Source organism: Dyadobacter jejuensis (assembly GCF_003149085.1).
In the GTDB taxonomy this organism is placed as follows: Bacteria; Bacteroidota; Bacteroidia; order Cytophagales; family Spirosomataceae; genus Dyadobacter; species Dyadobacter jejuensis.
The window spans coordinates 613,768-638,831 of the sequence record NZ_QGDT01000002.1 but is presented as its reverse complement, the minus strand read 5'-3'; the positions used below and the strand labels follow the sequence as shown (position 1 = coordinate 638,831).

The window sequence follows — 25,064 nt, the reverse complement described above, 5'->3', positions numbered from 1 at the left end:
AAGATAATATCCATAGGTGGTTAACGATTAGAAAAGTCAAAAAATAGTATTGTCAAATTTTATCCTAACGATAATGGATGTTAAATCAGTAGTTTTCGTTTTTCCCAATTTGGCAGGCCATCTCAACAGAACCATAAAGCTGGCATATGAATATCAGCAAAAGGGCTATGTCGCATACTATGCAGGCTTGCATATTATGATGCCCTTTGTTAGAAAATACAATTTTGAGTTTTATGCATTAAGTACGCTCCCATTTGCCACGGGCATTGAGGAGCTCATTCATGAAGATAAAGAAGAAAGGTGGCTGGAGAGTTTGTTGGATCGATTCTCTGGAAAGCTTTTTCACTCAAGGCATCAAGATTTACAACGAATGCTGGCCGAGCTCAAACCGAGTATCATATTCCTCGACCACTTCAACTATTCCGACTTTGTGGTGCTACACCCTTTATTAACGAGTAACACGAGGCTGGTTTTTTTGCAAACCAAATTTCCAATGTATGAGCATGCCTTGGTTCCTCCACCCAATACCTTTGCATTCCCGGGGAAAGATGGCAGTAAGCTTTGGATTAAATATTATCGAAAACATTACTTGAAGCAGCTCTGGGAAAATATAAAATACCTTGGAAAAAGTAACCTGAACCAGCTCAAGCGTAAATTTAAGGAATTGGACATTCCTGCAAAGCACCGCATCAATACAAAAAAAACATACAACCCTGCTTTTGATCATGTGGAAGAATGGTTTCTGGTACCACAAGAGCTGGATTTTCCGGAGCAAAGCTTAAAATCTTGGCAGAAATATTTGGCACCCATGGTTGATTTGAGCCGGGATGAGGAAATTGACAAGAACCTGGAAAATTTTGTCAAAGACTCAAAAGGCCAAAAACTCATTTATTGTTCTTTGGGTACCGTGCTGAGTACGCACTTGAAACATGGAACGCAAAAAGCAGATTCGTTTTTTCAAAACATTTACCACTTAGTGGGCAAGGAGGACCAATACAGGCTCATATTGGTTATTCCTAAGGATGTAAAAGTGGTACTTAGTGGGAGTTTCCAAAATATTTTAATACTGGAATTTGCACCACAGCTTTACATATTAAAACATGCCGACCTATTCTTGACCCATTCGGGAAATGGATCTGTTTTTGAGTCCATTTCATTGGGCGTGCCCATGTTGCTCTTTCCACTAAACAATAAATGGGATCAAAATGGAACGGCAGCCAGGGTAGTTTACCATGGGCTGGGTATTAAACTGGAGTTGGCTGCTTCCCAAAAGAAACTTAGCAGCGGCATCTGTCAATTACTAAATGATAACTCATTCAAAATAAACACACAAGCTATGTCTCGTGTATTTTCAGAAAAATATTTTTAATTATTTTCCCCACTGCATTCTCAGTGCAGTGGGACGCTTTATATTTGGAATACCTAATGATATTGTTAGGAGGATTTTAAAATTTGGAGATATATGAAAAAATTAGAAGTGGATAGAATTGAGGAAACTATTGGTGGAGATTGGGCTTGCGATTACACCTTAAATGCTCTTTACGCATTTGGAGCAGGGGCAATTGTAATACCTGGATTGCAAATTGTTGGAGGTGTGACTTTGGCTATTGGATTAGCTTTAAGGTATGGTAATGGATGTGGATACTAATTAATCTTAAAAGCAATTAAAATGGAAAAATTAAATATTGAAAAGTTGGAAATAATAATAGGAGGCGGAAGCTGTGCATCTTCAGCTGGAGTTTCCATGGGTTCGACTATAGTTGCTGGATTCGGAATTGCCGCTGGTACTTTTTCATTTGGTATTGGATTTTTAGTCGTGGCAGGATTGGCAACCGCCTGGGCATGGGCTGATTGTGGTCATACTGGATTTTATTAAATTACTAGGAGGCAGGCTTATATGTAAGCTCTGCCTTTTGGTTTAAAGTTATACTCTACTTGAAAATGATAAGCATATAATTACTTGCAACCCTTATGAAATTGTTAAACTCTAATACAGCAAAGGGCATATATATGGGCCTGTTGATGTTTTTTGGATTATTTCTTTTTAGAAAAGTAGGAGGGGACAATAGTTGGTTTTGGCTGGCTTGTATTATTATAAATTTTATACTTATAATCTTATTGGCCAAAAAGATTTTAAACGGCTCCGACTAGTATTTATTAGGTCAACTTAAATCAGCAAAATGTGTTTTTTAATAGAAAGCCTAGGCGAATTAGGAGGCTGTCAGGTGCGAAAGGTCAGATTGACTTATAGAACTGCCCTTTCCGCTCAAAAACTGGGCTCTGTGCTGGGATGAGAAGAACCTTTAATTTTATAATAATGCATTTAATACCCAGGAAAAATAAACTATATATCCTAGCACTTGGATTGGTGATAGGCGCCATTATTAGAATAATTATTTACCTTTTTATAAAGGAAGGTTATAGCATAGCAAGTGTCGCATCGAAACATACCACTACTTTAATATCGGCTATATGCTCGATAATTGGATCCAGTATAATGATTATTAATCATATTTGTTACTTTAAAAATAGGTGATTACTTAATCATATTCTATGGATATCAACGATCTTCATAAACTTTCAAAATGCTCTTTCCGCTTAAAAACTAGACTTCCTTTTTGGTAGCTACCCATGTCCCGGTTGTGTTAAAGGATCTGGCCAATACTACTGTTCATATGGATGATTTTCTTTGCGTGATATCATATACTTCGCTCCCAGCTTAAACCCTTGGCTACGAAACGTAAACGGGGCCGCCGGAATCTTGGTCCTGGCAAAGATAAATGGGGGTGAATCCTAGTCGTTAAGGCCGTCCGTACTGCTACACCTCCTTGCTGCGTACATAATAATTTCTGTCGACGGTGAGGGCACCGCTGCCCTTTACTTTTTTCCAATAGCTGGTTGGCCTAAGGGATTTAGTTTTGCCGCCCAGTTGTATCTTAATAGGCATTTCAAAGCCATCTACGGCCTGGGTCCATCGGTATTCATAGCCTTTACGTACAGGCCGGTATTCCAGTGTAGGGATACGGATATCGCGCAGATATTGGTCGAATACCTTGCTAAGGTCCATGCCGGACTTTTGGCTTACATAGTTTTCGATCTGGGCGCTGGTAACCGTCTGATGGTAAAACTCCTGATTCAAACCTCTAAGGATCTGCCGCCATTTTTGGTCGTTAGCTACCAACTGGCGGATGGTATGCAGCATATTCCCTCCCTTGTAATACATGTCCTTGGATCCTTCTTGATTGACTCCGTAAACCCCTATAATGGGAATATCGTTGGCGATGTTGGCACGGGTCCCTATCACGTAGTCGGCACCGGCCTCCTTGCCATAATAGTATTCGGTATAGAGGGATTCGGAGTAATTGGTAAAACTCTCGTGTATCCACATATCGGCAGCATCACGATAGGTGATGTTGTTGGCGAACCATTCGTGGCCGCTCTCGTGGACGATGATAAAGTCCCACTTAAGCCCCCAGCCGGTTTTAGATAAGTCGCGCCCCAAGTATCCATTGGCAAATTGGTTGCCATAGGTCACCGAGCTCTGGTGTTCCATACCCAAATAAGGCACCTGGACGATCTTGTATCCATCTTCGTAAAATGGGTAGGGGCCAAACCAATGTTCGAAGGCCTTCAACATTTGAGGGACTTGCTGGTACTGTTTTCTGGCTTTTTCTTCGTCTTCCCTACGTGCGTAATAGCCAAGCTTTAGGAGGCCCTTTTCGCCGTCATACACTTCCTCCCAGCTAACATAATCTGCTATGTTCATATTGACCCCATAATTGTTGATGGGGTTGCGAACCACCCAGGTGAAGGTACGACTCCCGTCGGTATGGGTGGTGGTACTCTCGAGCTGTCCATTCGAAACATCGGATACGCCTTTGGGCGCCCGAATGCTGATGCGCATGCTGTCGGCCTCGTCGTACATATGGTCTTTGCAGGGCCACCATACGCTGGCGCCCAGGCCTTGGCAGGAGGTAGCGATATAGGGCAGGCCGTTGGCGTCGATTTTCCATTGTACCCCTCCATCCCAGGGCGGATTTTTGGCCAGTCGGGGCCGGCCCGAATAGCGGATTAGCAGGCTGTCGGGCTGGCCTAGCTGTTGTTTTTCCTCCAGGGTAATCCAATAGGCATTGCCTTCCCTGGCGAAGGTTAGCGGTTTACCATGCTGCGTCACCTGGTCTATCTGCATAGGCTCTTGCAGGTCTATTTGCATACGTTGGCCCGCCGCCACGGGGGTGTAACCTACCAGGTTGCTTCCTTGCAGGGTACTGTCCTGGGGGTTGGGGGTAACGCTTAAATGATAGTACGTCAAGTCCCACCAGGCTCTTTCGGCTGTGATGGCTCCCCGGAGGGTATCGGCTCTGGTGAAGGAGCGCTTCTGAGCAAAAGTAGGAATGGTGATGAGTAAAACTAAAAACAGACTGAGTAATCGGAACATCGAATGTAAGTAAATGAAATGAGGGGTTATTATTTTACGAGGACCTCCAGGTCATTGAGCTCGGGGCCTCCTCCTCTGTTGGCCGATCCGGCACTGATATACACCTTCTTGTTGAGAAAGACCGCCTGGGTACCATGGCGCCCCTGGTGTAAGGAGGGGAGTTTCTCCCATTGGTTGGTTTTGGGATTAAAGGCCTCTACTTCGGCATGGGCCTGTGTTTGTGCCCCGCTTTCACCCCCAATAACCAGTATTTTGTTTTTATAGGCAACGGCCGTGCAGCCTGCCCTTGGGGTAGGAATATTGTTTTCTTCTGCCAGGGTACTCCAAGTGCCTTTGTCAAAGTCGTAAACGTCCACTTCTTTGACTGTTAGGGTGAAGGTGTCCTTGGTTTTGGCACTAGAAAGTCGCCCTCCAGCCACGTACAGTTTATTGTTGAGCAGGGCTACCTGCACATGATCCCTTGGGCGGGGGGCATCGCTAAGTTTGGTCCAGGTATTTGTTTTAGGATCGTATTCGTCCAACCAAGCCACCTGCCCGTCCCAGTGACCATCCTGAATGCCACAAGCCAAATATATTTTGCCGTTATGGGTAAAAGCGCCCGCGGCGCCCCTACGCCGATCTTGAGGTATTTCAGGGCCTTGTCGCCAGCTGTTGCTGCTGGGGTTAAAAATATAAACATTGGGGATAGGGACTTCATGGGGATAGGAGCCCGTAAAGGCACCGAGAACCCATATTTCATCTTTATAGGTAACAGCTTGAAAATGACTCATCTCCAAGGGTGTTTCTACCAGTGTAGACCAACTGTCCTTTTTAGGGTCGTACTGATTAACGGCCTTTACCCCCCGTCCGCCTATTAGGTACAGTTTGCCATTGACTTCTGCCATGGCATTTTCATGCCTTTTTATAGGAAGGGTTTCGGGTTCCATGGCCTTCCACATCTGGGCGGCTACAGGCTGACTTAGGCCTATTAAGGCCAAAAAGGCTGCCCAAAGGGCTCGTTGTAAGGTTGTTCCTTTTTTCATATCGGCAAGGTTTTGAATGCAATCGGGCTGCTAAATAGTGCAATTTAAGAATAAGTTACAACCTTTTTGGGAATTACGATGCATGTGCTTGAGCATGGAGCTGCAAGCCGATATTTCTTTCTGGTATATTGGGTGGGGCATCGCCCCTGGCCCCACTGGGAAACTCACTGGTAACCCGACTGGTCAAGGGGCTATAGGGTGGGAAATGCGGTTCGCATTAAAAAACCATTGTGGGTTCGGAGAATCCGTCATGATCGAAGCGAATCCGAAATTCGCCTACCAACACATTGGGAGAGTTGGACCCTTTTCCTTTAATATAGGCGGCGTCGTAGTAATTGAGCAACCCACTCGCCGAAATCTCGCCGGAAATAACGGTGACAAATTGGGCAGGCTCTCCATCGAAAGTTCCATTCCAGTCGACAAAAAAGGTGAACTTGTTCCCTTCGCCAGAGAGGTAACCATTCCAAGTAAAATTACTCCCAGTACCCAACTTGAGGTCTACATGGATAGATTGCTTATTAGCACTCTGGTTGGTAAACCGGACAACGGCATTGCAGCTGCATACGGTCCCTACATCCGACTGGTCGTTGGGATCCCAGTCGGCCACCAACACAAAGGGATTGAGTACATAAATACCACTTAGGTCTGGTGGGTTAGTGCCAGGATTAAATTTCATTCCCGTATTGGTCAATTTGGAGAAAATATCAGGGGAAATGATTCCTCTGATGTTAGCAGAATAGCCCTCGGGCAATACTGCCTCGTCTTTGCTGCAAGACCAGCTAAGCAGTAGGATCAGGCTCAGAAGAATTTTTGTAAGTGTTTTCATCGTTGAAAGGCCGTTTAACGGTGGAGCGGGCCTATTATAAAAGCCAGAAAAAAGGCCCTTGTCCAATGATAAGGTTCATTGGGAATATTAAATTTAATCAAAATTATAATTGGTTTTGCCAAAAACTTACTAAATGGAATAGAAGGAAATCTAATTAGTTCTACTAATTTATAGTAAGGTTGCTTTAGGGTCCGCCACTGGCCGATTAGGTTGTCGTTTTGGGTTCGTCAAATCGTATCTACCTAATCGCCTCAAAGCAATACAAATAATGATCCGAAGTAGCGAAGATCTTTCCTTTTTCCCCGTTTTTGCCGGGGATACCGGTAACGAAACCCCACCAGACTGATTCGCTCCCAGGTTCTTGTACCTGGTCGATAGAAGGCATATCCCATAAGAGCTTGCCAGTTTCCAAGTCGACGGCTCTTAGATTCTTGCTGGGTATCCAATAAACGACGCCATTTTGATGGTACAAATCGCTTGAGATACCACTTGATTTTTGCGTCCATAATACTTTTCCAGTTGAAACATCTACACCGTATAATAACGCATCACCCATATTTACTATAAGGACATTATTGGCTAATAGCATATCGATTGGAGAAGTTGGGGCGTTGGTCAATCTACGTTCCCATTTTCTCTTACCTGTAAAGAGTTCAAAGGCATAAACAAATGGACCACAAGAAAGTATAACAGAATTGTCATAGACAATTGGAACATTACTTTGGGTCACAATTTCATCAGGAAAGCTTATCGAGATACGGTCAAATGCCCATTTTCTATCGCTTAGATTATACAGGCCAAAGAAAGTTCTGTTGGTTTTTTTTGCCGGATTCACCACTGAAGGTGGACCCATTTCCATATATGGCACTACCAAGTAATCGGTTTCATGATGCCTAAATGCGGTTAGGTTCATCATGCTGCCAATGTAGTACCCTGATTGGTTGTAGTATGAATATTCCTGGTTGTAGGGTGGTTGGTCCATTTCTGTGAATCCTGATCCAACTGTATTTAACTGGTAAAAAGAGTCAGCGAATTGCTCTTTTTGATTGGCGTTACGACCGTTTGCTACAAAGTAAATTTGGTCTTCTATGGAAGTAATTCCAGCAATTGTTGAAAAATCCTTGGTGAATTGGAATACACTTTGACCCGTCGTGGCATTTAGGCAATAGTCAGAATAGCCATCATGTATCCAGAGATTGTTCTTATGGATTACAACGTTATTTTTAAGAGGACGTGTAAAACGCTTATTAACTAACGCATCCCATTTCCAAATATCCTTACCATTTTCCACATTTTTTAGTACCAGATAGGATTGCCGTGTGGAACCTTGCCCATTAGACCAGGACTTAAATGAACAAAGCACACCGTGTCCATTAACCACATATCCCCTATAAAAGTCTGCTCCAATTCGGTCTGTTGAACTGATGGATGACTTCCATATATAGGAAAGTTGAGTCACTACACCATCGATTTTTTGGGTGTTTATTTCCTTCTGCTTGCATGCAAAGAGCAAGCAGAAGGAAAGTATGTAGATGATTCTAAAAGAAATGGACATTTCTATTGAATTGAAAAGTATGATGCTTCATAACCTCCGTTTAGAACCCAATTCAAGGAAGGAGATATCCTATCTACTGTCCTCATCTCCCTATGATTTACCCCGGGAGCTTCCAGTTTATATCCCCACCATCCTCCATTATCATTTCGTTGAGAGGATGCAGGTACGATTCCATCGCTGGGTTCGTCGTGGTAGATGTAGACGGTCTCTTCCCTGGCACAGGCCACGTTATCGCAATAGCCTGGAGGAGGGTAGCATTTACGGACCTATCCGATGCTTCTCTATCAATGTCTATCACAGAATCCCTTTTATGCGATAAGAAAGCTTGTTTCGCTACCTAATCGCCTCAAAGCAATACAAATAATGATCCGAAGTAGCGAAGATCTTCCCTTTTTCTCCGTTTTTGCCGGGGATACCGGTAACGAAACCGTGCCATTCCGATTTGTTAGACTTGACTGATTCGCGCTCAATAGTATCTAAATTCCATAGTAATTTTCCAGTCTCCAGATCTACTGCTCTAAGATTGCCTAATGGTATCCAGTAAACGACGCCATTTTGGTGGTACAGATCGCCGGATATGCCACTGGATTTTTGCGTCCATAACAGTTTTCCCGTTTGGGCATCCACACAATAGAGTTTGGCATTAAATAGATTAAGGAGCAACTTGTCTTCTGCCAAAATCATGTCCAGAACGGCACTAAAATCATTAGTTAGTTTTTTTTTCCATATTTGTTCACCGTTTAAAACATTAAAACAATATACGTAGGCCGCCGATGTGAGATAGACTTTGTCACCTTGTATAATAGGCTTGATTCCCATAATTCCCCCTTCTTCTTTTTCACTAAGCGGTATTCTTTCATATATCCAAACTCCTTCTGTTATGTTGAATAGCCCATAGAATGTTTGAATAGGATTATAGTTGGCTGATGAGCCAGTAGCTGGCCCTTGTTCTACAAATGGAACTACTAAAAAATCAGATTTATCTCTTGAAAATGCCGTTATGTTCTTTATACTACCAAAATAGTTGTTATTACTACTCTTGTATCTGTCTGAATACAAAGGTTGCCCAATTTCAATAAATCCCTTGCCATTTATAAGATATCTAAAGAAACTGTCTGCTCGTTTTTCATGCAGTGAGGACTGTATTCCATTTGCCGCAAAGAAGTATTGGTCACCAATATTACAAGCCTCTGAATATGAGGGAAAAGTGCGCAGGGTTTTCCAAATTGTTTTTCCATCCCGTGCGTCGATACAGTAATCAGCCATCAGATCATGAATCCATATTTTGTCATTTTCTATAACGATATCATCATTTAGGGTGCGGATTAATTCCTTGTCAAATAAATCGTTCCATATCCATATATCCTTACCGGTTTTTACGCTTTTTAATGCAATTGAAGATTCCCAATTGGGATCTGAGATAGTCGACTTTTGTTTTATTTCGCATAATATGGAATTATCCTTAATTGTGTAACCTAGGTATAGTTTCGTTCCTACCGTTCCGTCGCTAATTGAAGATCTCCAGAGATATGGAAGTTGAGTTACAACCCCTTCGTGATCGTATTTAGTTTGTACCTTATTGGGGCTACAAGATAAGAGTAGCACCGATAATTGTACAAAAAAAGGGAGTATTAGTTTTCGCGTCATAACCTTATCGAATTCTAAATATATTTTCATTCGTTCCTCCGTCAAGTACCCAGCTGAGTGAAGAGCTGATTTTTTCAGCATTCCGCATTTCCCTATGATTAACCCCGGGAGCTTCTAGTGGGAATCCCCACCATCCTCCATTATCATTTCGTTGAGAGGATGCAGGTACGATTCCATCGCTGGGTTCGTCGTGGTAGATGGCAAAGTAGACGGTCTCTTCCCTGGCACAGGCTACGTTTTCGCAATAGCCTGGAGGAGGGTTGGAGGCGTAGCATTGCTGCCATCCATAAGAGTCACAGGTGATGATCCGATTGATATAGGAACCTGTTTCGGTATATTTTGCCCCAATTACGTTTCTCCAACCGTCATTTGCTCCAGTATCCACCCATTGGTATCCCGCTTTCCAAGCGTCACCACGGTTTCCATGAATTAAAAGAGACCAAGGATATAATACCTGATGGACGTATTCCGCATCTGAAATAAACTTATATAATCCGTAAATATCTCTCGAAATAACACGTCCCCATTCATCTCCATGCCCGTCCATGCTGCCCATCGTCCGCCAAAAAATTGGATCTGTTTCGCTACCCCAAATGAAAATTTTGGGTGTGTTAGTGTGGGTGCCGGCAATGCCCGTCATATAGCCAGAACCTTGTGCTAAATCAGTTGCCGTTTGACCGACTAGGCCAACCTGGTTCATAATGGTTTGAGTCGCCAGCTGACCCACATTTACGGAGTATATTACCTCATTAAGCAGAGTATTGCCTTGTGCAATTCGGATGCCAAACCCAGGTACCAGGGATGTCATGGAAGTTCCGGCATTTGGTCCTTTCATCATTTGGTAAATTGCATTGTTGATAAAATTGACAGAAGTACCGTTTTGAGCAGAATTTGCAATCCTAGCCCCTCTCAATGGAGCTCCCATTGTAACGATTCCGCTCCATTGTCCTTGATTCCAAATATCAACCTGCCTAACTGCTACTCCTCCCATACTATGGCTTATGGCTATACGATTTGCTCCACCAGTTAACCCTTGAACTCCGGATGCCATGGCTAAAACACCATTATTCGTAACGTAAGAATGCCTTGTGGGCGAAATAATGGGACGATTTTGCACATTTTGATAATAATTAGCCACTTCTTCCAAAGATGTGGCATCGCCTCCCATGCCATGTATCCAATCTACTCCACGTTGTTGTGCAAGGGAAATAGAAGCATACAAAAACAGAAGTAAAAACCAGAATTTGTTTAAATTTTTCATAGTTTTTTTATTTAGTTTATAGAATAGGTTGTTGGTCACCTATTGACGACGACCTCCATATTCGAATAAAAATCCTCTCTATAATGTCTCGTCTCTACTCCGGAAACTAAGTCCGTGCTGTAACTTTCATTCAAAGTTCGGTTTACCCTATTACCCTTATCGACCTGATCATAAAACAACACAGATCGCATCAGGAGCTTTTTTGAATCCTTCGCAAACATGCTCGTTTCCAAAAGCCGGTTCGCCTTAAAGTCATAAACTTGGGTGATTAATTTATTGGGCACTGCTTTGTCTGATTCATCCTGATGTTCAAATTCAAATCGGGTAATATTCCCCTGTCTTTGAATCTTCGCTTTTTTTTCCGAAGCTACCTGGTTGATTTCGACTTCGTTGATCAGTGGATTACCCATTACCCCATTGGCGATCTTATTTATTTCGTTCGGTTTCGCAGCTTTTATTTGCCTAACCAGATCAGTATATGGATTTGACTTTAACTGATGCCGACCAATCTCATTCCCTTCTTCATCATAAAACGTAAGTGATCCGTTGTTGGAAACTGTTTTGTATGGACCAGCCTTATAACGTTCATATTTTTTGTTGAGAGATTCTGGCAACAAGTGCTTTCTCGTAGGTTCTAATCGGACGGTCGTCATTCTATAACTTCCATCTTTAAAAATTTGTAAATCAATGGATGTCCTATCCAAATGCGGTTGAGCACCAATTTCGGCAAAGTCGGATAATCCTTTGTCATTAAGTGCTCTGGTTTGTTTGGCTAGCTGCCTAACAGAAAATGATTCTACTTCATAGGAAATACTGACCAAGGCTTCTTGGCTCAGTCGGGCGGAAGAAGATCCGTCTGGCTCCGTAACGGCAACCCTATCCAAGCTTTTTTCGCAGGAAGGTAATAATACCAGCAAAATTGGAATGAATAGATACTGCGTGAGCGGCAGGAGTATAACACTGATGCGCCCAAATTTTTGTGTTTTCATGATACAAAAAGTTAGGATTACATACTGTTGTTAGCTTAATAAAAGTTAATTACTTTTCTGGTTTATTCCTATATAAAGTAGAAATATTTACTTATTGGTAAGTGGAGGGATATGGGATACAAGCAGCATCCATATACCCCCCCCAAAAAAAAAAGAGACCGCCTCAGTAAGAGACGGCCCCGATCGTTTGTGTTGAAGTGAAGTTTATTTTTTAGGATTGCTTTCGAATCCTAGTTTCTTTAGGCCTTTTTGTACATCGGGGTTTTTCATAAACAGGTCCCAAAGTAGGCCGGTCCGGTAGTTTTCGATCATCACGATAATGGGCCCTTGGTCGATGGCCAAATGGGAGTTGGCATACCAGTTTTGAGTTTCGTTAAAGGCATCTACAAAGCCGTATTCACTCCAGAGCTGGTCTCCCTTTTCTACATAGAAGTACCGCAGTGCCTTCATCGATTCGGCGGGCGTATACGGGAAAGACGACAGGGCGGCGGTAGGGGTGATGGTGCCAAAGTCGTTAGTAGGCGAGTGGGCATTATAGCCATTATAGGTATCGCTGGCGGTTAGCCCCCAGCTTTTCTCTCCATAGCCCTTAAAGTTGCCTGGGTTGGCCACGCAATGCGCATGGTTGATACGGGTATGGTTTACGTTTTGTTTCCAATAGTCGGCGTAGCGGTCGCTGAGGCCACGTGGGTCTAGGCCTAGGAAGGAGTAATGAGCGAAGAACAAGGGGCCACCGGCAGGGTAGCCCAGGGGTAGTTCTATGCCATAATACTCTTTTCCATTGCTGAAATGGTTGCTCTGCGCCCAACATTTATGGTAGACTTCGGCGGTAACGGGGTAGCGAGGGGCAGAAGCAGCCAGCACGTGGGTGATCAGGGCTTCGTTATATCCGCGGAGTTCGAAGTTCATGGCCCAGCCCTGGTTGGGGCTCCAATGCCAATAGAGTTGGTTTTTGGATCCCTGGGTATACCAGTCCCATTCGGCATCGTTCCATAGTCCTGCTATGCGGTTTCTGAGTTCGGACTCCACCGGGTTTTTACCATCAAAATACTGCTGGGCGGTTAGCAAGCCCTGGAAAAGAAAGGACGATTCTACTAGGTCGCCCCCGTCGTCTTTACGGCTAAAAGGGATAGTCTTACCCGTAGCTCCGTTGAGCCAGTGGGGGAATATACCATGGTAATGGTCGGCTTTAGACAAAAACCGGACCATTTTTAAGAGCCGGTTGGCGACGCTGTCGCGGGGGTGCCACTGCCGCTCCGCTGCCACCACCATAGCCATTATACCGAAGCCAGTGCCCCCAATGGTGGTAACTTCCCCGCCATAGTCGAAGGCGACATTGCTACGCTCCAGGGCCAGCCCGCTCACGGGGTGTCCCAGATCCCAGAAGTATCGGAAAGTTTGTTTTTGAACCAACTCCAATAGTTCGTCGTCGGAAAGGTTTTTGGGCCGGTCCGCCGGATTGAAGGTAGGAGCCTTGGATGGGCTGTTCTTTTTCTTTTGCGCCTCACTGGGCAAAAAGCCCAGTAGGCATAGGAACAATAAAATTGAAAAGCGTTTCATAGCTAAGGAGATCATGAAAGGTTATTTTTTCTTTTTAATAAGGGTTGCTGGTAATGTCTAGCCTGTGGAGGCCATCGGTGACTTCAGGAGCACTCATAAAGAGCTTCCAAAGTAGGCCGGTCCGTTGGTTCTCGATCATGATAATGATCGGCCCTTGGTCTATGGCCAAATACGAATCGGCAAACCACAGTTCGTGGATGCTAAAGGCGTCGTGGAAGCCATATTCGCCCCATAACTTGTCGCCCAGGACATAGTAATAATACCTGAGGGCCTGCATAGAGGCCTGAGGCATGTAGGGCATGGAGGCGATGGCGGCAGTAGGGGCTATCACCCCCCGATCGTTATTGGGCGAGCTGGCCGTATAACCATTGGGGATATCGCTGGCTGTAAGTCCCCAGCTGTTGCCACTGTATCCCGCATATCCCCCGGGATTGGCCAAGCAGTAAGCCCGGTTAATGCGGGTATGGTTGGTATTTTGCTCGAAATAATCGGCATAGCGGTCCTTAAGGCCCTTTGGATTGAGTCCCAAAAAGGAGTAATGGGCGAAGAACAGCGGCCCACCGTTACCTTCGCCTAGTGGCAATAGGACGTCGTAATAGTATTTTCCGTTGGCCATGGCGCCATTTCGTGCCCAGCCTTGATGATAAGCGTCGGCACCGATGGGATGGGTAGGTGAGGCCGCGGCGAGTACATAGGTAATCAGGCTTTCGTTCCATCCGGCAATCGGATGGTTCATTTCCCACTGATACTGGGGGCTCCAATGCCAGTAAAGCACCGATTCGCCACCTTTTTGAAACCAATCCCATTCTACGGCATGCCATATATGATTGATATCCTCTCGGAGCTGTGCTTCGGCAGGGTTGTCTTCGGCAAAGTACTGCCTGGCTGTGAGTAGGCCCTGGATCAGGAAGGAGGTTTCTACCAGATCGGCCCCGTCGTCTTTGGTACTAAAGGCTATTACTTTTCCAGTATTTCCATTGAGCCAGTGGGGGAAGGCCCCGTGGAAAGTAGCGGCCTGGTCCTTGAGGAATCCTACGATACGCTGCATCCGTTCTAGGGCTTGCGAACGGGTGATAAACTTCCGCTCCACCGCCACGGGGATGGTCATGATACCGAAACCGCTTCCCCCCGTAGTCACCACGTCGCCAGAGCTGTTGCGTTCCCGCGCTAGCCCACTGACAGGGTGGCCAAAATCCCAGAAATATTTAAAGGTTTGTTTTTGTACGAGCTCTAGCAAGGCTTCATCGGATATCCGTGGAAACTTGTCGGCTAGGTCCACCGCCGTTTTTAGGGACAGTTGAACGGGGACTTGTAAGGAACCTCCTGCCCTCGATAGCAACGATCTGTCGACGTTAAGGGTGTAGGCAGAGAGCTGTGGTAAGGGGTTGGTCGGGCTGATCAACACGGTACTGTCCCCTCCGGTGAGGTTGGAGGTAACGGCCACCGGGCTCCCTTCGGCATCTTCTAAGCGGATGCTGGCCTGTAAGGTAGCCGCATCGAGTTTGGTTGAAAAACGCAGGCTAATGACTGGTTGGCTCCCCAGGCCCACATAATTGAACCCACTATTTTGGCCATCGACCAGGGTTTGGTTGAGGGTAAAAGGCGTTGGTTTATCTGCCTGATCGACCTCGTCGTTAGTGCATCCCAAAACAAGGACAAGAAGGGGAACAATAAGCTGGCGAAAGTTCATGGCGATAGGAGGCTAACCTGCAGGAATGGAGCCCGCAGGGCATGGCGTGTCGACCAGTGTCGACACGCCATCGTTAGCAGATTGAATTATTTTTTATTATTGTAAAGCTCCTTTACCTCTGCCTCGGTTAGGGCAGTGGTATAAACCCTAAATTGGTCGAGCAGGCCGGTATAATGTAACATCCAACCGTCGGCTGGGGCCTTAATGCCCACATGTTGCTGGTAGGCGCCCAAAACAAATTTAGAGACGTTGCTCATTTTGAGCGCACCTAAAGGCTTCCCATCTTTGGTACGGTCGGTTACGGAGGCATCCAGGCTTAGCTTGGTACCGTCGACGTAGGTGGCAAATTTGGAAGTAGCGGCATCATAGGTAAAGGCCACATGTTTCCATTTATTATAGGCATCGGGCCATTTGTTGAGGCCGTTGGCTTTGTTGACCCCATCGAAAGTGATCCAGTTGCCGGCAAAGTTGAATTTGACCAGCATCGAGTCATTTTTGGCGGTGCTGCCTTCAATAAGCATAAATGCATTGCCCCAGAAATCCTCCGTATTTGGAAGCATAAATACGCTCTGAGCGCCTCCGTCGTGCTTGGCGGTGTTCATCCAGAAAGCGAAGGTAAAGCTTTCCATACTGGCTAGTTTACCCGCAGAAGCGTATTCGAGTTGGGCGGTCTTAGAGCCTTTTAGGGCTTTTCCGTTGATACCATCGACGTAGGAAACCCCTTGGGCTATGGCTCGGCTCCCCCAAATACTGTCGGTAGCCACGCCTTCGAAGGCCCAGTAGCGTTGCAAAGGACCGTTAAAGGCCGGGTCGTCGGTGGAGACCAGCATCATTTCGGGTCTTTCAAAATTTTGGCAGGCGAACGTCAAAGCCAATATGCTTAAGATGCCTACTTTTAAGATTATTTTTTTCATCTTTTCAGGACGTTATATTCGTTCTTACAATAGCTTAAGATCAGTATTCGGGGTTCTGGATGAGCACACCACCCGACTTGTCGATTTCGGGCTGAGGGATGGGTAAGTACCGATTTCTTGGTTGGTAGCCCGTTTTGCCGGCGGCATGCAGTACCTCTTGAGCGAGTCCCCAGCGTACGAGGTCGAAGAACCGTTCGTTTTCCATACCCAGCTCTACGCGGCGTTCTTGTTGAATGGCCGTCCTTAGTTTCGCAGGGTCGGTAGTCGTAATTTTGGGCAAAATGGCGGTATTATTGCCACGTGCCCGACCCCTAACTTGCTCCAGCCATGCGAGTGCATCGGTGGTATTTTGTTCACCACCTATCTCATTGGCGGCTTCGGCGGCCATGAGTAGCACATCGGCGTAGCGGATCACCCGTAGGTTCATCCAGCGCCCAAAGCGGCTTCCGGTCGATTCGCGTAGGGCAGGATTGGTATATGTCTTTTTGTTCCAATAAGGTCGTGGTATGCTGGCAGTGGCGGCCGGTACGGCTTCGTTATAGGGGGTGTTTATCTTTCCCGCATATAGCAACGTGCCGTCTTTACGGGGGTCGCCCTCTTCAAAAGCATCGGCTAGTGCCTGGCTCGGGGTGTTCCATCCCCATCCCAAGTCCCAGGCTCCAGAACCACGTACGCCCTGATGCATCGCATATTCTAATCCTAGGTTGGTTTGAGTGACCGAATAGTAGGCCTGAATCTCAAAGATAGATTCGGAGTTGTTTTCCCCGGTCTCCCTAAAAATGCTGCTATAGTCGGTAGCCAATCGATAGGTGCCCGAGTTGATCACCTGCTTGGCGGAAGCCAAGGCAGCAGACCAGTTTTGGCGCCATAGGTATGTTTTGGCATGAAGGGCCTGAGCCGCTCCACTAGTTAGCCTGCCGATATACTGCGACTCCCAGCTGGCTGGAAGTGTGGCAGCGGCTTCGTTAAGGTCGGCATCGATTAGCGCAAAGATTTCGGCTACGGGGGCTTTGGCTATATTGGCCTCGGCCGACTCTCTTACCTTAAAGTCGATCTTAGGCACGTCGCCATACGTACGGGCCAAATCGAAATAGGCATGGGCACGCATCATTTTGGCTTCCGCCTTGTTGATAAGCGTTCCTGCGTCGGCGGCCCCAAGGGAGTCGATATCGGCAATTACGGCATTGGCGGCGATGATTAGCGCATAATGGTCGGCCCAGTAGCTATTGAGCAACCACTCATCTTTGGTATATTGGAAATTGTCATAAAAGTTTTCCTGGGCAATACCATCGGTGGTAGAGCTGCCTTTGTCGGCGTCGTCGGAGCGGAAGTTGTGAATAGCCAGTAAGGGCATGGCCGCCACTCCGAAGGCACGCATCTTGGCATACACGCCAAATACCTGGCTGTCGAAGGAACCTGCAGGGATGTCTTGCTCTGTATAACGGCCCAGGGGTTCGCGATCTAGGAAGTCGCTACATCCGGCCATTACCAGCAAGCCTATTGCGGCTGCCATGCTGGCTTTAATGGTCTTATTTATGAATACACTTTTCATGTCAAAAAGAGATTTTAATTTTTTAGAAATTCAGATTTATACCAAATGTGTAAATGCGGGGAACGGGATAGGTTCCATTGTCTACACCAAATGCCGTCGCGCTACCACCTATTTCGGGGGTATAACCGGTGCTGTTGGTGAAGGTCTTGAGGTTTTGCGCATTTACATACACCCGTAGGGACTTCAGTCCTAAGGCTTTTAGTTGCTCGGCTGTGAAATTATAGCCTAACTGTACGTTACGAATCCTAAAGAAGCTGCCATCTTCGATCCAGTAGTTGGACGGCAGATAATTGTTGGAGCGGGCAGTGCTTAGGATAGGCTCCCAATTGGAAGTTCCTTCTCCGTTCCAGCGATCGAGCCTTTCGGTTTGGTAGTTGAACTGAGCGAAGGTATTGCGGTTCCATTGACGGAATATTTCGTTTCCATAAACGCCCGTAAAGTCTATCCCTGCATCGAAACCCTTGTACTTGGCCGACAAAGAGGCACCGTAAGTCAAGTCGGGGGTAGGGTTTCCGATCATGGTACGGTCGGCTTCAGAGATGATACCGTCGCCGTTTACATCTTTGTATTTGATATCCCCCGGCGATACGTTGCCAATGGTGCTGATAGGCGATTTGATAAATTCTACCTCGTTTTGGTAGATACCGTCCGACACATAGCCCCAGAAGTACCCGATGGGGTATCCTTCGGTGGTGCGGGAGGCTCCACTGATGATATCGTAGCCTTTGGATGAGAGCTTTTTGACCTTATTGTCGATGGTGGTTAGGTTACCACTGACCGAGAAGGAGAAGTCGTCGGATAGGTTTTGATTCCAGGTAGCCGAAAGTTCAAGGCCTTTATTGCTTACTTCACCGAGGTTGGATAGCCCAGGAATGGTGCCCGCAATACCGGGTACGATTACCAGGATGTCTTTGGTGAGTTTATTATAATAGTTAGCGTCGACGGTTAAGCGGTTTTTGAAGGCGTTGAATTCTACGCCTACTTCTGAGGCCAATACCTTTTCCCAGTGTAGGTTAGGGTCGGCTATGTACTCGGGCTGCAGGGCCGATACGATGTTGTCGCCAAAGACACCAGAGTTGGCAGCCGTAAGGGTAGGATAAGCGGGATATCGATACCGATCGTCGATGTTCTGGTTACCCAATAACCCGAAGGACCCTTTCACCTTAAAGTAGTCGAAGAAACTTTGGTTCTTAAAGAAATCTTCTTCGCTGGCTACCCAGCCAAGGCCCACGGCCCCAAAGTCCTGCCAACGGCCGCTTCCCAAAAATGCGGAACTACCGTCTTTACGATAAGAAGCGTTTACCAAATATTTGCCTTGGTAGTTGTATAACACCCGTCCCAGATAGGAGAGGGTAGTCGACTCCCAAGCCGAGCCCGACCCTGTACGGGTAGAAGCATCCCCTACGTTGTCGGTATACCAAAAGCGGGGGTCGTTGGGAATGGGGAAGCTGCTCCCTTGGCGGATGGTCGAGCCCGTGCTTTCGAACCCACGATAGTAAGTAGTAACACCACCTAGTACCGTTAAATCATGATCTCCAAATGATTTTTTGTAGGTAAGCAGGTAGTCTTGTTGCAGCTTGGGGTATACATTTTGACTTTGAGATACCGATGTTTGACGTACCAATTGGTCGCTTTTGTCGGTGCCTACGATGTCGGGATTGTACACGGTGATCAGTGGCTGGTACGAACGGGAGGTATTAAAACCATAATCGGCGTACAAAGAGGCACGGAAAGTAAGGTCTTTCAAGAAGTTCCATTCTCCATAAATACTCCCTACGGCCCTATATTCGCGGGCTACCGTGGTTCCTTTTTGAAGTTCAACATCTACCAAAGGATTGTATACCTGTGCCCGTTGAAAATCGGGGAGGGTATGATAAAGTCCACTGGCGGGGTCCGTAACAGGGGCGATGGGTGCCGCTAAAATGGCCGACCCCACCCCTTTATTTACGGGAGGTACGGCCCGGTACCCGTTAAAGGTAACACCGAACTTTAGTCCTTTAGTGACCTGAAGCTCATCATTGAAGTTGATGGTCAGCTTATTGTATTTTTCATGTTTGATCAGCCCCTCTTCGGTCACCGTACCGATACCCATATAGAATCGGTTTTTCTCGGTAGCTCCGGAAACGCTAATGTTGTTATAATTTAACAGGGCATTCTGAAATATCTGATCCTGCCAGTTGGTATTGGCTTGCCAGTTGGTGTAGTCATAGGCGGCGTTGCCCTGGTTTTGTAGCTGCTCATTATAGAGCTCCTTAAACTGGCTGGCGTCGGCTAGGCTAACTCGGTCGGCCACCTGCTTGATACCCACCGAGGAGTTGAAGTTGACGTTGAGCTGTCCGGCCTTGGCCTTTTTGGTCGTAATCGCTATGGCTCCGTTGGCACCACGCACCCCGAAAATGGCGAGCGATGAAGGATCCTTCAAGACTTCTATCGATTCGATGTCGGCAGGGTTCAGGAAGTTGATATTGTCGTTGAGGATACCATCGACGATATAAACGGGCTTCACGCCGTTGATGGAGTTGGTACCCCTGATTCGGATATCAGGCTCCGAGCCCGCGCGGCCCGAGTTGACCACCGAGAGTCCCGCCACCTTTCCTTGTAGGGCGTTCATGGGGTTGGCCGAGGGCTTGTCGGAAACTTCCGAACCCTTAATGGTGACAATAGAGCCCGTTAAGTCCCGCTTGCTCGCCGTTCCATAGCCAATCACCACCACTTCGTTCAATGCCCGCGCATCGTCTTTGAGGATGACGTTAATGGTGGTCTGGTTGCCCACCGTTATTTCTTGTGGGGTCATACCGATCATCGAAAAAACCAAAACTGCATCTTTGGAGGGGGCTTGTATGCTGTAGTTCCCCTCTACGTCGGTAGGAACGCCGGTGGAGGTTCCTTTTACCAAAATACTTACCCCGGGTAGCCCCATGCCGTCGGCGTCGGTTACCTTACCTGATATGCCGATACCCTGTGCCCAGGTCATCCCTCCTTGGCAGACGAGCAGCATCAGGACCAGCAGTCGTAAAATCGTTTTCATTGGTGATTATTTTATTGATAGAATTTTTTTAAGAATAAATTGTTTTCAAATGTAGTTCCTTTCGGGTCCTGTGGGCAAATTTGGCACTACATCACCACTACATCACTGCGAATAATGCAATAAAAGGAGTATTAATAGTACTATTATCTTGGAATCGTCGGAACGTATTAAATGTCCATCATATATTGGACCAGATTAATATCGGGGTCTAGCGCGAGTTTTTTGCGGAGTCTGTAGCGCTTTATTTCCACACCGCGAATCGAAATCCCCAAGGCTGGAGCCATTTCCTTGGTGGAAAGATTCATGCGCAGACAGGCCGCGAGGCGTAGCTCGGAAGGGGAGATGCTGGGGTATCGTTGACGCAGGCGCTGAAAAAATTCGTCGTGAACTTCGTTGAAATTTTCCTCGAACAGTACCCAATCTTCCTTACCTGCCACATTGCGCTCTATGCTATGGAGCAGCTTTTGGTAGTGTAGGTTAGGGAGCTGCTGCCCGAGATCTTTTTTGACTTCTTGTAATTCGTCTCTGATTTCCTCTAGAATTTCGTTTTTGCGGACCACATTGATGGCAATATTGCTAAGCTTTTGACTTTTATTTTTGAGCTCTTTTTGCAAGTTCTCGTTTCGTAGCTCAATAAACTTCCGCTCACTCTCCTTCTGTTGGTCCTCCAGCTCTTTTTCTTTCTGAAGCAATAGTTTGATTCTGTTGCGTTGCAGACGCCTTTCCTGTAACCACAATAAGCCCAGGAGTAACAAAAAGCCGAGGGCTACGAAAAACAGTTTCCCCCATACGGTCTCATACCAATGGGCGGCAATTTCGAAATCGAAACGTGAAACCATATGGTTGATATTGTTCCGGATCTCAAAGCGATATTCTCCTGCAGCCAAGTTGGTGTATTCGGCCATAGACAGGCTCGACCAGTCCGACCACCCATCGGTAAGTCCTAGCAGCCTGTATTGGTATTGTATATTCCGGCCATAGACCGGCAGGGCAAAGCCAATGCGGATAGACCGTGCCCATTGGGGTAATGTCGATTTTTGATCGAGTGGATAGTGACGGTTGAGGCTATCGAGGTTGGTGATGCGGGTGATGCGCGTTTGGAGCGTATTGAACCCTTCCGATGGGCTATCTTGGCCTTCGAAGAATGCGAAGCCTTCATTCAGACAGAACAGATAACGCTTTTTGTCGATAGGGATAATCGTTTCATAGTCGCCCACTAAGGAGATGTCGAAAGGGATGGGTTCCTTAAGGGCCCTATGAAGGAGCACCTTATTGTTAAATATCGTAAACCAATCGTCGCCTGTACCCGGCCTTATTTTAAAGGGTTGAGCCGCTTTAGCAAACCTTTGGCTGGGAATCAGGGTTTGGCTGGGTCCTGGGGTGAAAAAGGCATTCCCCGACTTGATATATATGGTATCCTGAATATTTTGAATTTCGATATTGAAAAGCGTGGGGAGTCCGTGGTCGGTAGTGATCGATTTCCATACCACCGCAGAGTCTAATTGAGCATTCAATTTGGCGTAGTAGAGCCCTTTATAGGCATGGCTGATCCATAGCCCCCCTTCCTTGTCGCGGGCCATATACTTAATAGGGATCGGGGGGATGTTTTTAATGGGCTTGCCGTATTCCCATTTTTTGTCGCCCATATAGGTATAAGTATGCAACCCTATGTAAGAGCCTTGGAGTAAGAGGGCGGGTTGGTTGCGGGGTTCGAGCAATAGGAGGTTCCAGCCCCCCGTTACGTTGGAGAGTTTTATAATGCCCGACTTGGTGATTTGGTACGTCGCATCATTATGCCCGCAGAGCAGGGCCCCTTTTACCACCGATAGTTTCCAGGTCTGACCCTCTAGGCCTTTCACGGGGCTAAAGGTATCGGTAGAGGGCCATTTTTTTTTAAATACGCCATTATTGGTGCCTACATACAGAAAGCCTTCCCAAAGTGCCGCCGAATAGGCTGTGCCAAGGGGATTGCCTTTGGCCATATAAGTGAGTAGGGGGGAGCTCAGGCCAATAAGATCGAGACCCTGGTCGAGGCCCAGCCAAAGATCTCCGTGGCGATCCACCGTCATGGCCAGCACCGTGTTGTTCTGTAGTCCAATAGATTTGTGGATATGGAATTTTATTTGTCCCTGTTTATCCAGGATATACAGTCCTTTCTGAATGGTTCCGATGGCGATTCCCCGGTCGTTGGGGAGTATAAGGGCCTTGTTGATCAGGTTCTGTTTAAAAATGCCGTTGGCGGCGATAGTCCATGGACTTAACAGACCGTCTTTTAATAAAAATAGGCCATTTTTGTTGGTGCATATGAGCAAAGTCTGATCGTCGAAGGGAAGTATGGTGGCAATGATACTGGCACTCAACTGTTCAGTGCCCACAACGGGTTGGAACTTTTGGCCTTTAAGTTCATACAACCCTTTTCCTATGATAGGAACCAATAGCCGCTGGTGCACCTGCCGCATAAACATAATGGTGCCTGGAGCCTTGATTTCTAATATGTTATGGCCATCGTACCGGTAAATCCTAGAAAAAGATTGAAAATAGATATATTCAGGCGTTCGCTCAATATGCCATATCTCCTCGGTGGCTAAACTGGCCAAGTCCTTATTTTTGCTCAAGGAGTTATAGAGTAAGTTTCCATTATTGCTTTTTGTCCAATAACCAAATTCCCCGAATCCACCCACATAAATCCTATTTTGCGTTTGGGTTAGTTTGGGGTTGTTGTACCGATACGCTTTGTTTTCACAGAGTACTGTCCTGACAATTTGCCCATCTGGAAATGGATATGTTCTCCAATTCGCTCCATTGAAGGCTAGAAGTCCATCGGAATTGGCGGCATACATGGTTCGGTCATCTGACTGGGCCAAGGCCCAATTTTGATTATGAGCCTTATAATCTTGCGGACTAAAGTTCGTTACAGGAGGGGTTTCTTGAGCCCAAGCCAAAGTTTGAGTCAAGAATATTAGAAAAAGGGTTACAATTATTTTGGTCAATTTGACTTCCATATCTAACTTCGGGCTGCTGGATGGGTAATTTCCTAATGTCTCGCTTGAAAATCGGCAAATAAGGGAGCGGATTTTCGAACATCTTGGGCCTAGAATTTTACTACTAAACGGCTTTAAACTCACAGAATCCCTCTTTTTAACTATCTTTTAATTTACTTTTAACCACTAATTAAGCATTCGGTGCGCTATTCGCAACAGGATGTCAAAATAACGTTTCTTTATGAAAAAAGTACTTCTTTTTAGTCTTTTAAGTACATCGGCACTAATGGCGCAGGTTGAAAAAAAAGACCAAGATTCCAGGAGTGACATCCAGTATCCTTTAAATTCGACGGGTTCGCACTATATAAAAGCCACCTTTTTGAATCAGACCTGGTTGAGGCTCAATGAGAACAATCCGGGCACGACGGTACTCGAAGATCCTGCTAATAATACCTTTGATATAGGTCTTAGACGTACCCGAGTGCAGTTGTATGGTCAACTGACCGATCGGGTGTTTTTTTATACACAGTTTGGAATGAATAATTTCAATAAAATGAGCGGGTATCCCGATGGAAACCGAAAGGTACAGCCTTTTTTTCATGATGCAGTTGGCGAATATGAGGCATACCGAAAGGGGGATAGCTTTGTGCGCTTTGGAGGAGGCCTCACCGTTGTGAATGGCCTGTCCCGATTCACTCAGGCTAGTGTGGGGACGATTATGACCATGGATGTACCCGTATTTGCTCAGGCAACCGTGGAGCAAACCGACCAGTTTGACCGTAAACTGAGTGTATATTCCCGTGGACAGATAGGGCCTTTGAACTATCGATTGGCGGTAACTGACCCTTTTCCTATAGAATCCAATGGAAAGGTGGCCCCTGGTATTACCTCCCATTCGGTATATGCTCAGAAGAACCATAAGAAACAGTTTCAAGGGTTATTGATCTATAATTTCTTAGATACCGAGTCGTTGACGACGCCGGGATATATGACGGGGACTTATTTGGGAAAGAGACGCGTGCTTAATCTGGAGGCTGGGTTTATTACTCAAAAGAACGCTACCTGGCGGACGGTGGCATCGGATACCGTCTATAATAACCTGACGCTTCTGTCGGTGGCTGCTTTTGCCGATATGCCCTTCAACCGGGCTACGGGTACGGCTATCTCGGCATATTTGGGGTATTTCTATACCGATTATGGAAAAGGGTATTTACGATATAACGGAATCATGAATCCGGCCAGTGGTACCCAGCGGCCCATAGCTGGCGTCAGTGGGACTCAAGGAAATGCTTTCCCGATGTTTGGTACGGGACAGGTGGTATATGCACAAGTTGGCTATAAGCTAAAGGACGATCTATTGGGTGAGCAAGGCACGCTTATGCCTTATGCCTCCCTGCAATATGCCGACTACGAACGTATTCATGGGGGGATGGACGTTTTTAATGTGGGAATCAATTGGTTAGTGAAGGGGCATGGGAGTAAGTTTTCGTTGAATTACGAAAGTAGGCCGACCTATGTCAACGATCGCGACCCGAATTACCTGAAACGCAATGGCCGAAAAGGCTCCTGGGTGTTACAATATCAAATCTCGATTTGAGAAA

General features: G+C 46.2%; 17 protein-coding genes. 4 read left to right on the top strand and 13 right to left on the bottom strand.

Features of this window, described 5'->3' with window-relative positions; translation table 11 throughout:
* The first annotated feature begins 73 nt into the window (after nt 1-73).
* The 3 genes from CLV98_RS06585 to CLV98_RS06575 all read left to right on the top strand — a co-directional run bounded on the left by CLV98_RS06585 (nt 74) and on the right by CLV98_RS06575 (nt 1,876).
* Nucleotides 74-1,369: a glycosyltransferase gene (locus CLV98_RS06585; RefSeq protein ID WP_109673494.1), complete on the top strand. Its 1,296-nt coding sequence runs from the start codon at nt 74-76 to the stop codon at nt 1,367-1,369.
* A gap of 93 nt (nt 1,370-1,462) precedes the next feature.
* Nucleotides 1,463-1,648: a hypothetical protein gene (locus CLV98_RS06580; RefSeq protein ID WP_109673493.1), complete on the top strand. Its 186-nt coding sequence runs from the start codon at nt 1,463-1,465 to the stop codon at nt 1,646-1,648.
* 21 nt (nt 1,649-1,669) lie between these two features.
* On the top strand, nt 1,670-1,876 hold the full coding sequence (locus tag CLV98_RS06575) for a hypothetical protein (RefSeq protein ID WP_109673492.1): 207 nt from the start codon (nt 1,670-1,672) through the stop codon (nt 1,874-1,876).
* A gap of 942 nt (nt 1,877-2,818) precedes the next feature.
* Here the strand turns inward: CLV98_RS06575 and CLV98_RS06565 are convergent.
* The 13 genes from CLV98_RS06565 to CLV98_RS06500 all read right to left on the bottom strand — a co-directional run bounded on the left by CLV98_RS06565 (nt 2,819) and on the right by CLV98_RS06500 (nt 23,436).
* On the bottom strand, nt 2,819-4,438 hold the full coding sequence (locus tag CLV98_RS06565; protein ID WP_109673490.1) for a M1 family metallopeptidase: 1,620 nt from the start codon (nt 4,436-4,438) through the stop codon (nt 2,819-2,821).
* Between the two features lie 29 nt (nt 4,439-4,467).
* On the bottom strand, nt 4,468-5,460 hold the full coding sequence (locus CLV98_RS06560) for a Kelch repeat-containing protein (RefSeq protein ID WP_109673489.1): 993 nt from the start codon (nt 5,458-5,460) through the stop codon (nt 4,468-4,470).
* 217 nt (nt 5,461-5,677) lie between these two features.
* Nucleotides 5,678-6,286: a hypothetical protein gene (locus CLV98_RS06555; protein ID WP_109673488.1), complete on the bottom strand. Its 609-nt coding sequence runs from the start codon at nt 6,284-6,286 to the stop codon at nt 5,678-5,680.
* Between the two features lie 238 nt (nt 6,287-6,524).
* Nucleotides 6,525-7,841: an outer membrane protein assembly factor BamB family protein gene (locus CLV98_RS06550; protein WP_109673487.1), complete on the bottom strand. Its 1,317-nt coding sequence runs from the start codon at nt 7,839-7,841 to the stop codon at nt 6,525-6,527.
* Between the two features lie 333 nt (nt 7,842-8,174).
* A complete protein-coding gene (locus CLV98_RS06540) occupies nt 8,175-9,518 on the bottom strand; it encodes an outer membrane protein assembly factor BamB family protein (protein WP_158281206.1) in 1,344 nt (447 codons plus the stop codon).
* On the bottom strand, nt 9,493-10,749 hold the full coding sequence (locus CLV98_RS06535) for a hypothetical protein (protein WP_109673484.1): 1,257 nt from the start codon (nt 10,747-10,749) through the stop codon (nt 9,493-9,495). Before CLV98_RS06535 ends, CLV98_RS06540 begins: the two co-directional genes overlap by 26 nt.
* 35 nt (nt 10,750-10,784) lie before the next feature.
* Entirely contained in the window at nt 10,785-11,738 is a 954-nt protein-coding gene (locus CLV98_RS06530; protein ID WP_109673483.1) for a hypothetical protein, read from the bottom strand.
* A gap of 204 nt (nt 11,739-11,942) precedes the next feature.
* Nucleotides 11,943-13,298 carry a glucoamylase family protein gene (locus tag CLV98_RS06525; protein WP_109673482.1) on the bottom strand — a complete coding sequence of 452 codons (1,356 nt, stop codon included), beginning with the start codon at nt 13,296-13,298 and terminating at the stop codon, nt 11,943-11,945.
* Nucleotides 13,299-13,332: 34 nt separating this feature from the next.
* The gene (locus tag CLV98_RS06520) at nt 13,333-14,988 is read right to left on the bottom strand and encodes a glucoamylase family protein (protein ID WP_109673481.1); all 1,656 of its coding nucleotides are present in this window, start codon (nt 14,986-14,988) and stop codon (nt 13,333-13,335) included.
* Nucleotides 14,989-15,074: 86 nt separating this feature from the next.
* Entirely contained in the window at nt 15,075-15,902 is an 828-nt protein-coding gene (locus CLV98_RS06515) for a LamG domain-containing protein (RefSeq protein WP_109673480.1), read from the bottom strand.
* 40 nt (nt 15,903-15,942) lie between these two features.
* Nucleotides 15,943-17,454, bottom strand: coding sequence for a RagB/SusD family nutrient uptake outer membrane protein (locus CLV98_RS06510; protein WP_109673479.1), 1,512 nt, complete (start codon nt 17,452-17,454; stop codon nt 15,943-15,945).
* 22 nt (nt 17,455-17,476) lie between these two features.
* Nucleotides 17,477-20,482: a SusC/RagA family TonB-linked outer membrane protein gene (locus tag CLV98_RS06505; protein ID WP_109673478.1), complete on the bottom strand. Its 3,006-nt coding sequence runs from the start codon at nt 20,480-20,482 to the stop codon at nt 17,477-17,479.
* Between the two features lie 167 nt (nt 20,483-20,649).
* Nucleotides 20,650-23,436 carry a triple tyrosine motif-containing protein gene (locus CLV98_RS06500; RefSeq protein ID WP_158281205.1) on the bottom strand — a complete coding sequence of 929 codons (2,787 nt, stop codon included), beginning with the start codon at nt 23,434-23,436 and terminating at the stop codon, nt 20,650-20,652.
* Between the two features lie 268 nt (nt 23,437-23,704).
* Here CLV98_RS06500 and CLV98_RS06495 point away from each other — a divergent pair, with 268 nt between their 5' ends.
* Nucleotides 23,705-25,060, top strand: coding sequence for a hypothetical protein (locus tag CLV98_RS06495; protein ID WP_109673476.1), 1,356 nt, complete (start codon nt 23,705-23,707; stop codon nt 25,058-25,060).
* The last annotated feature ends 4 nt before the right edge of the window (nt 25,061-25,064 follow it).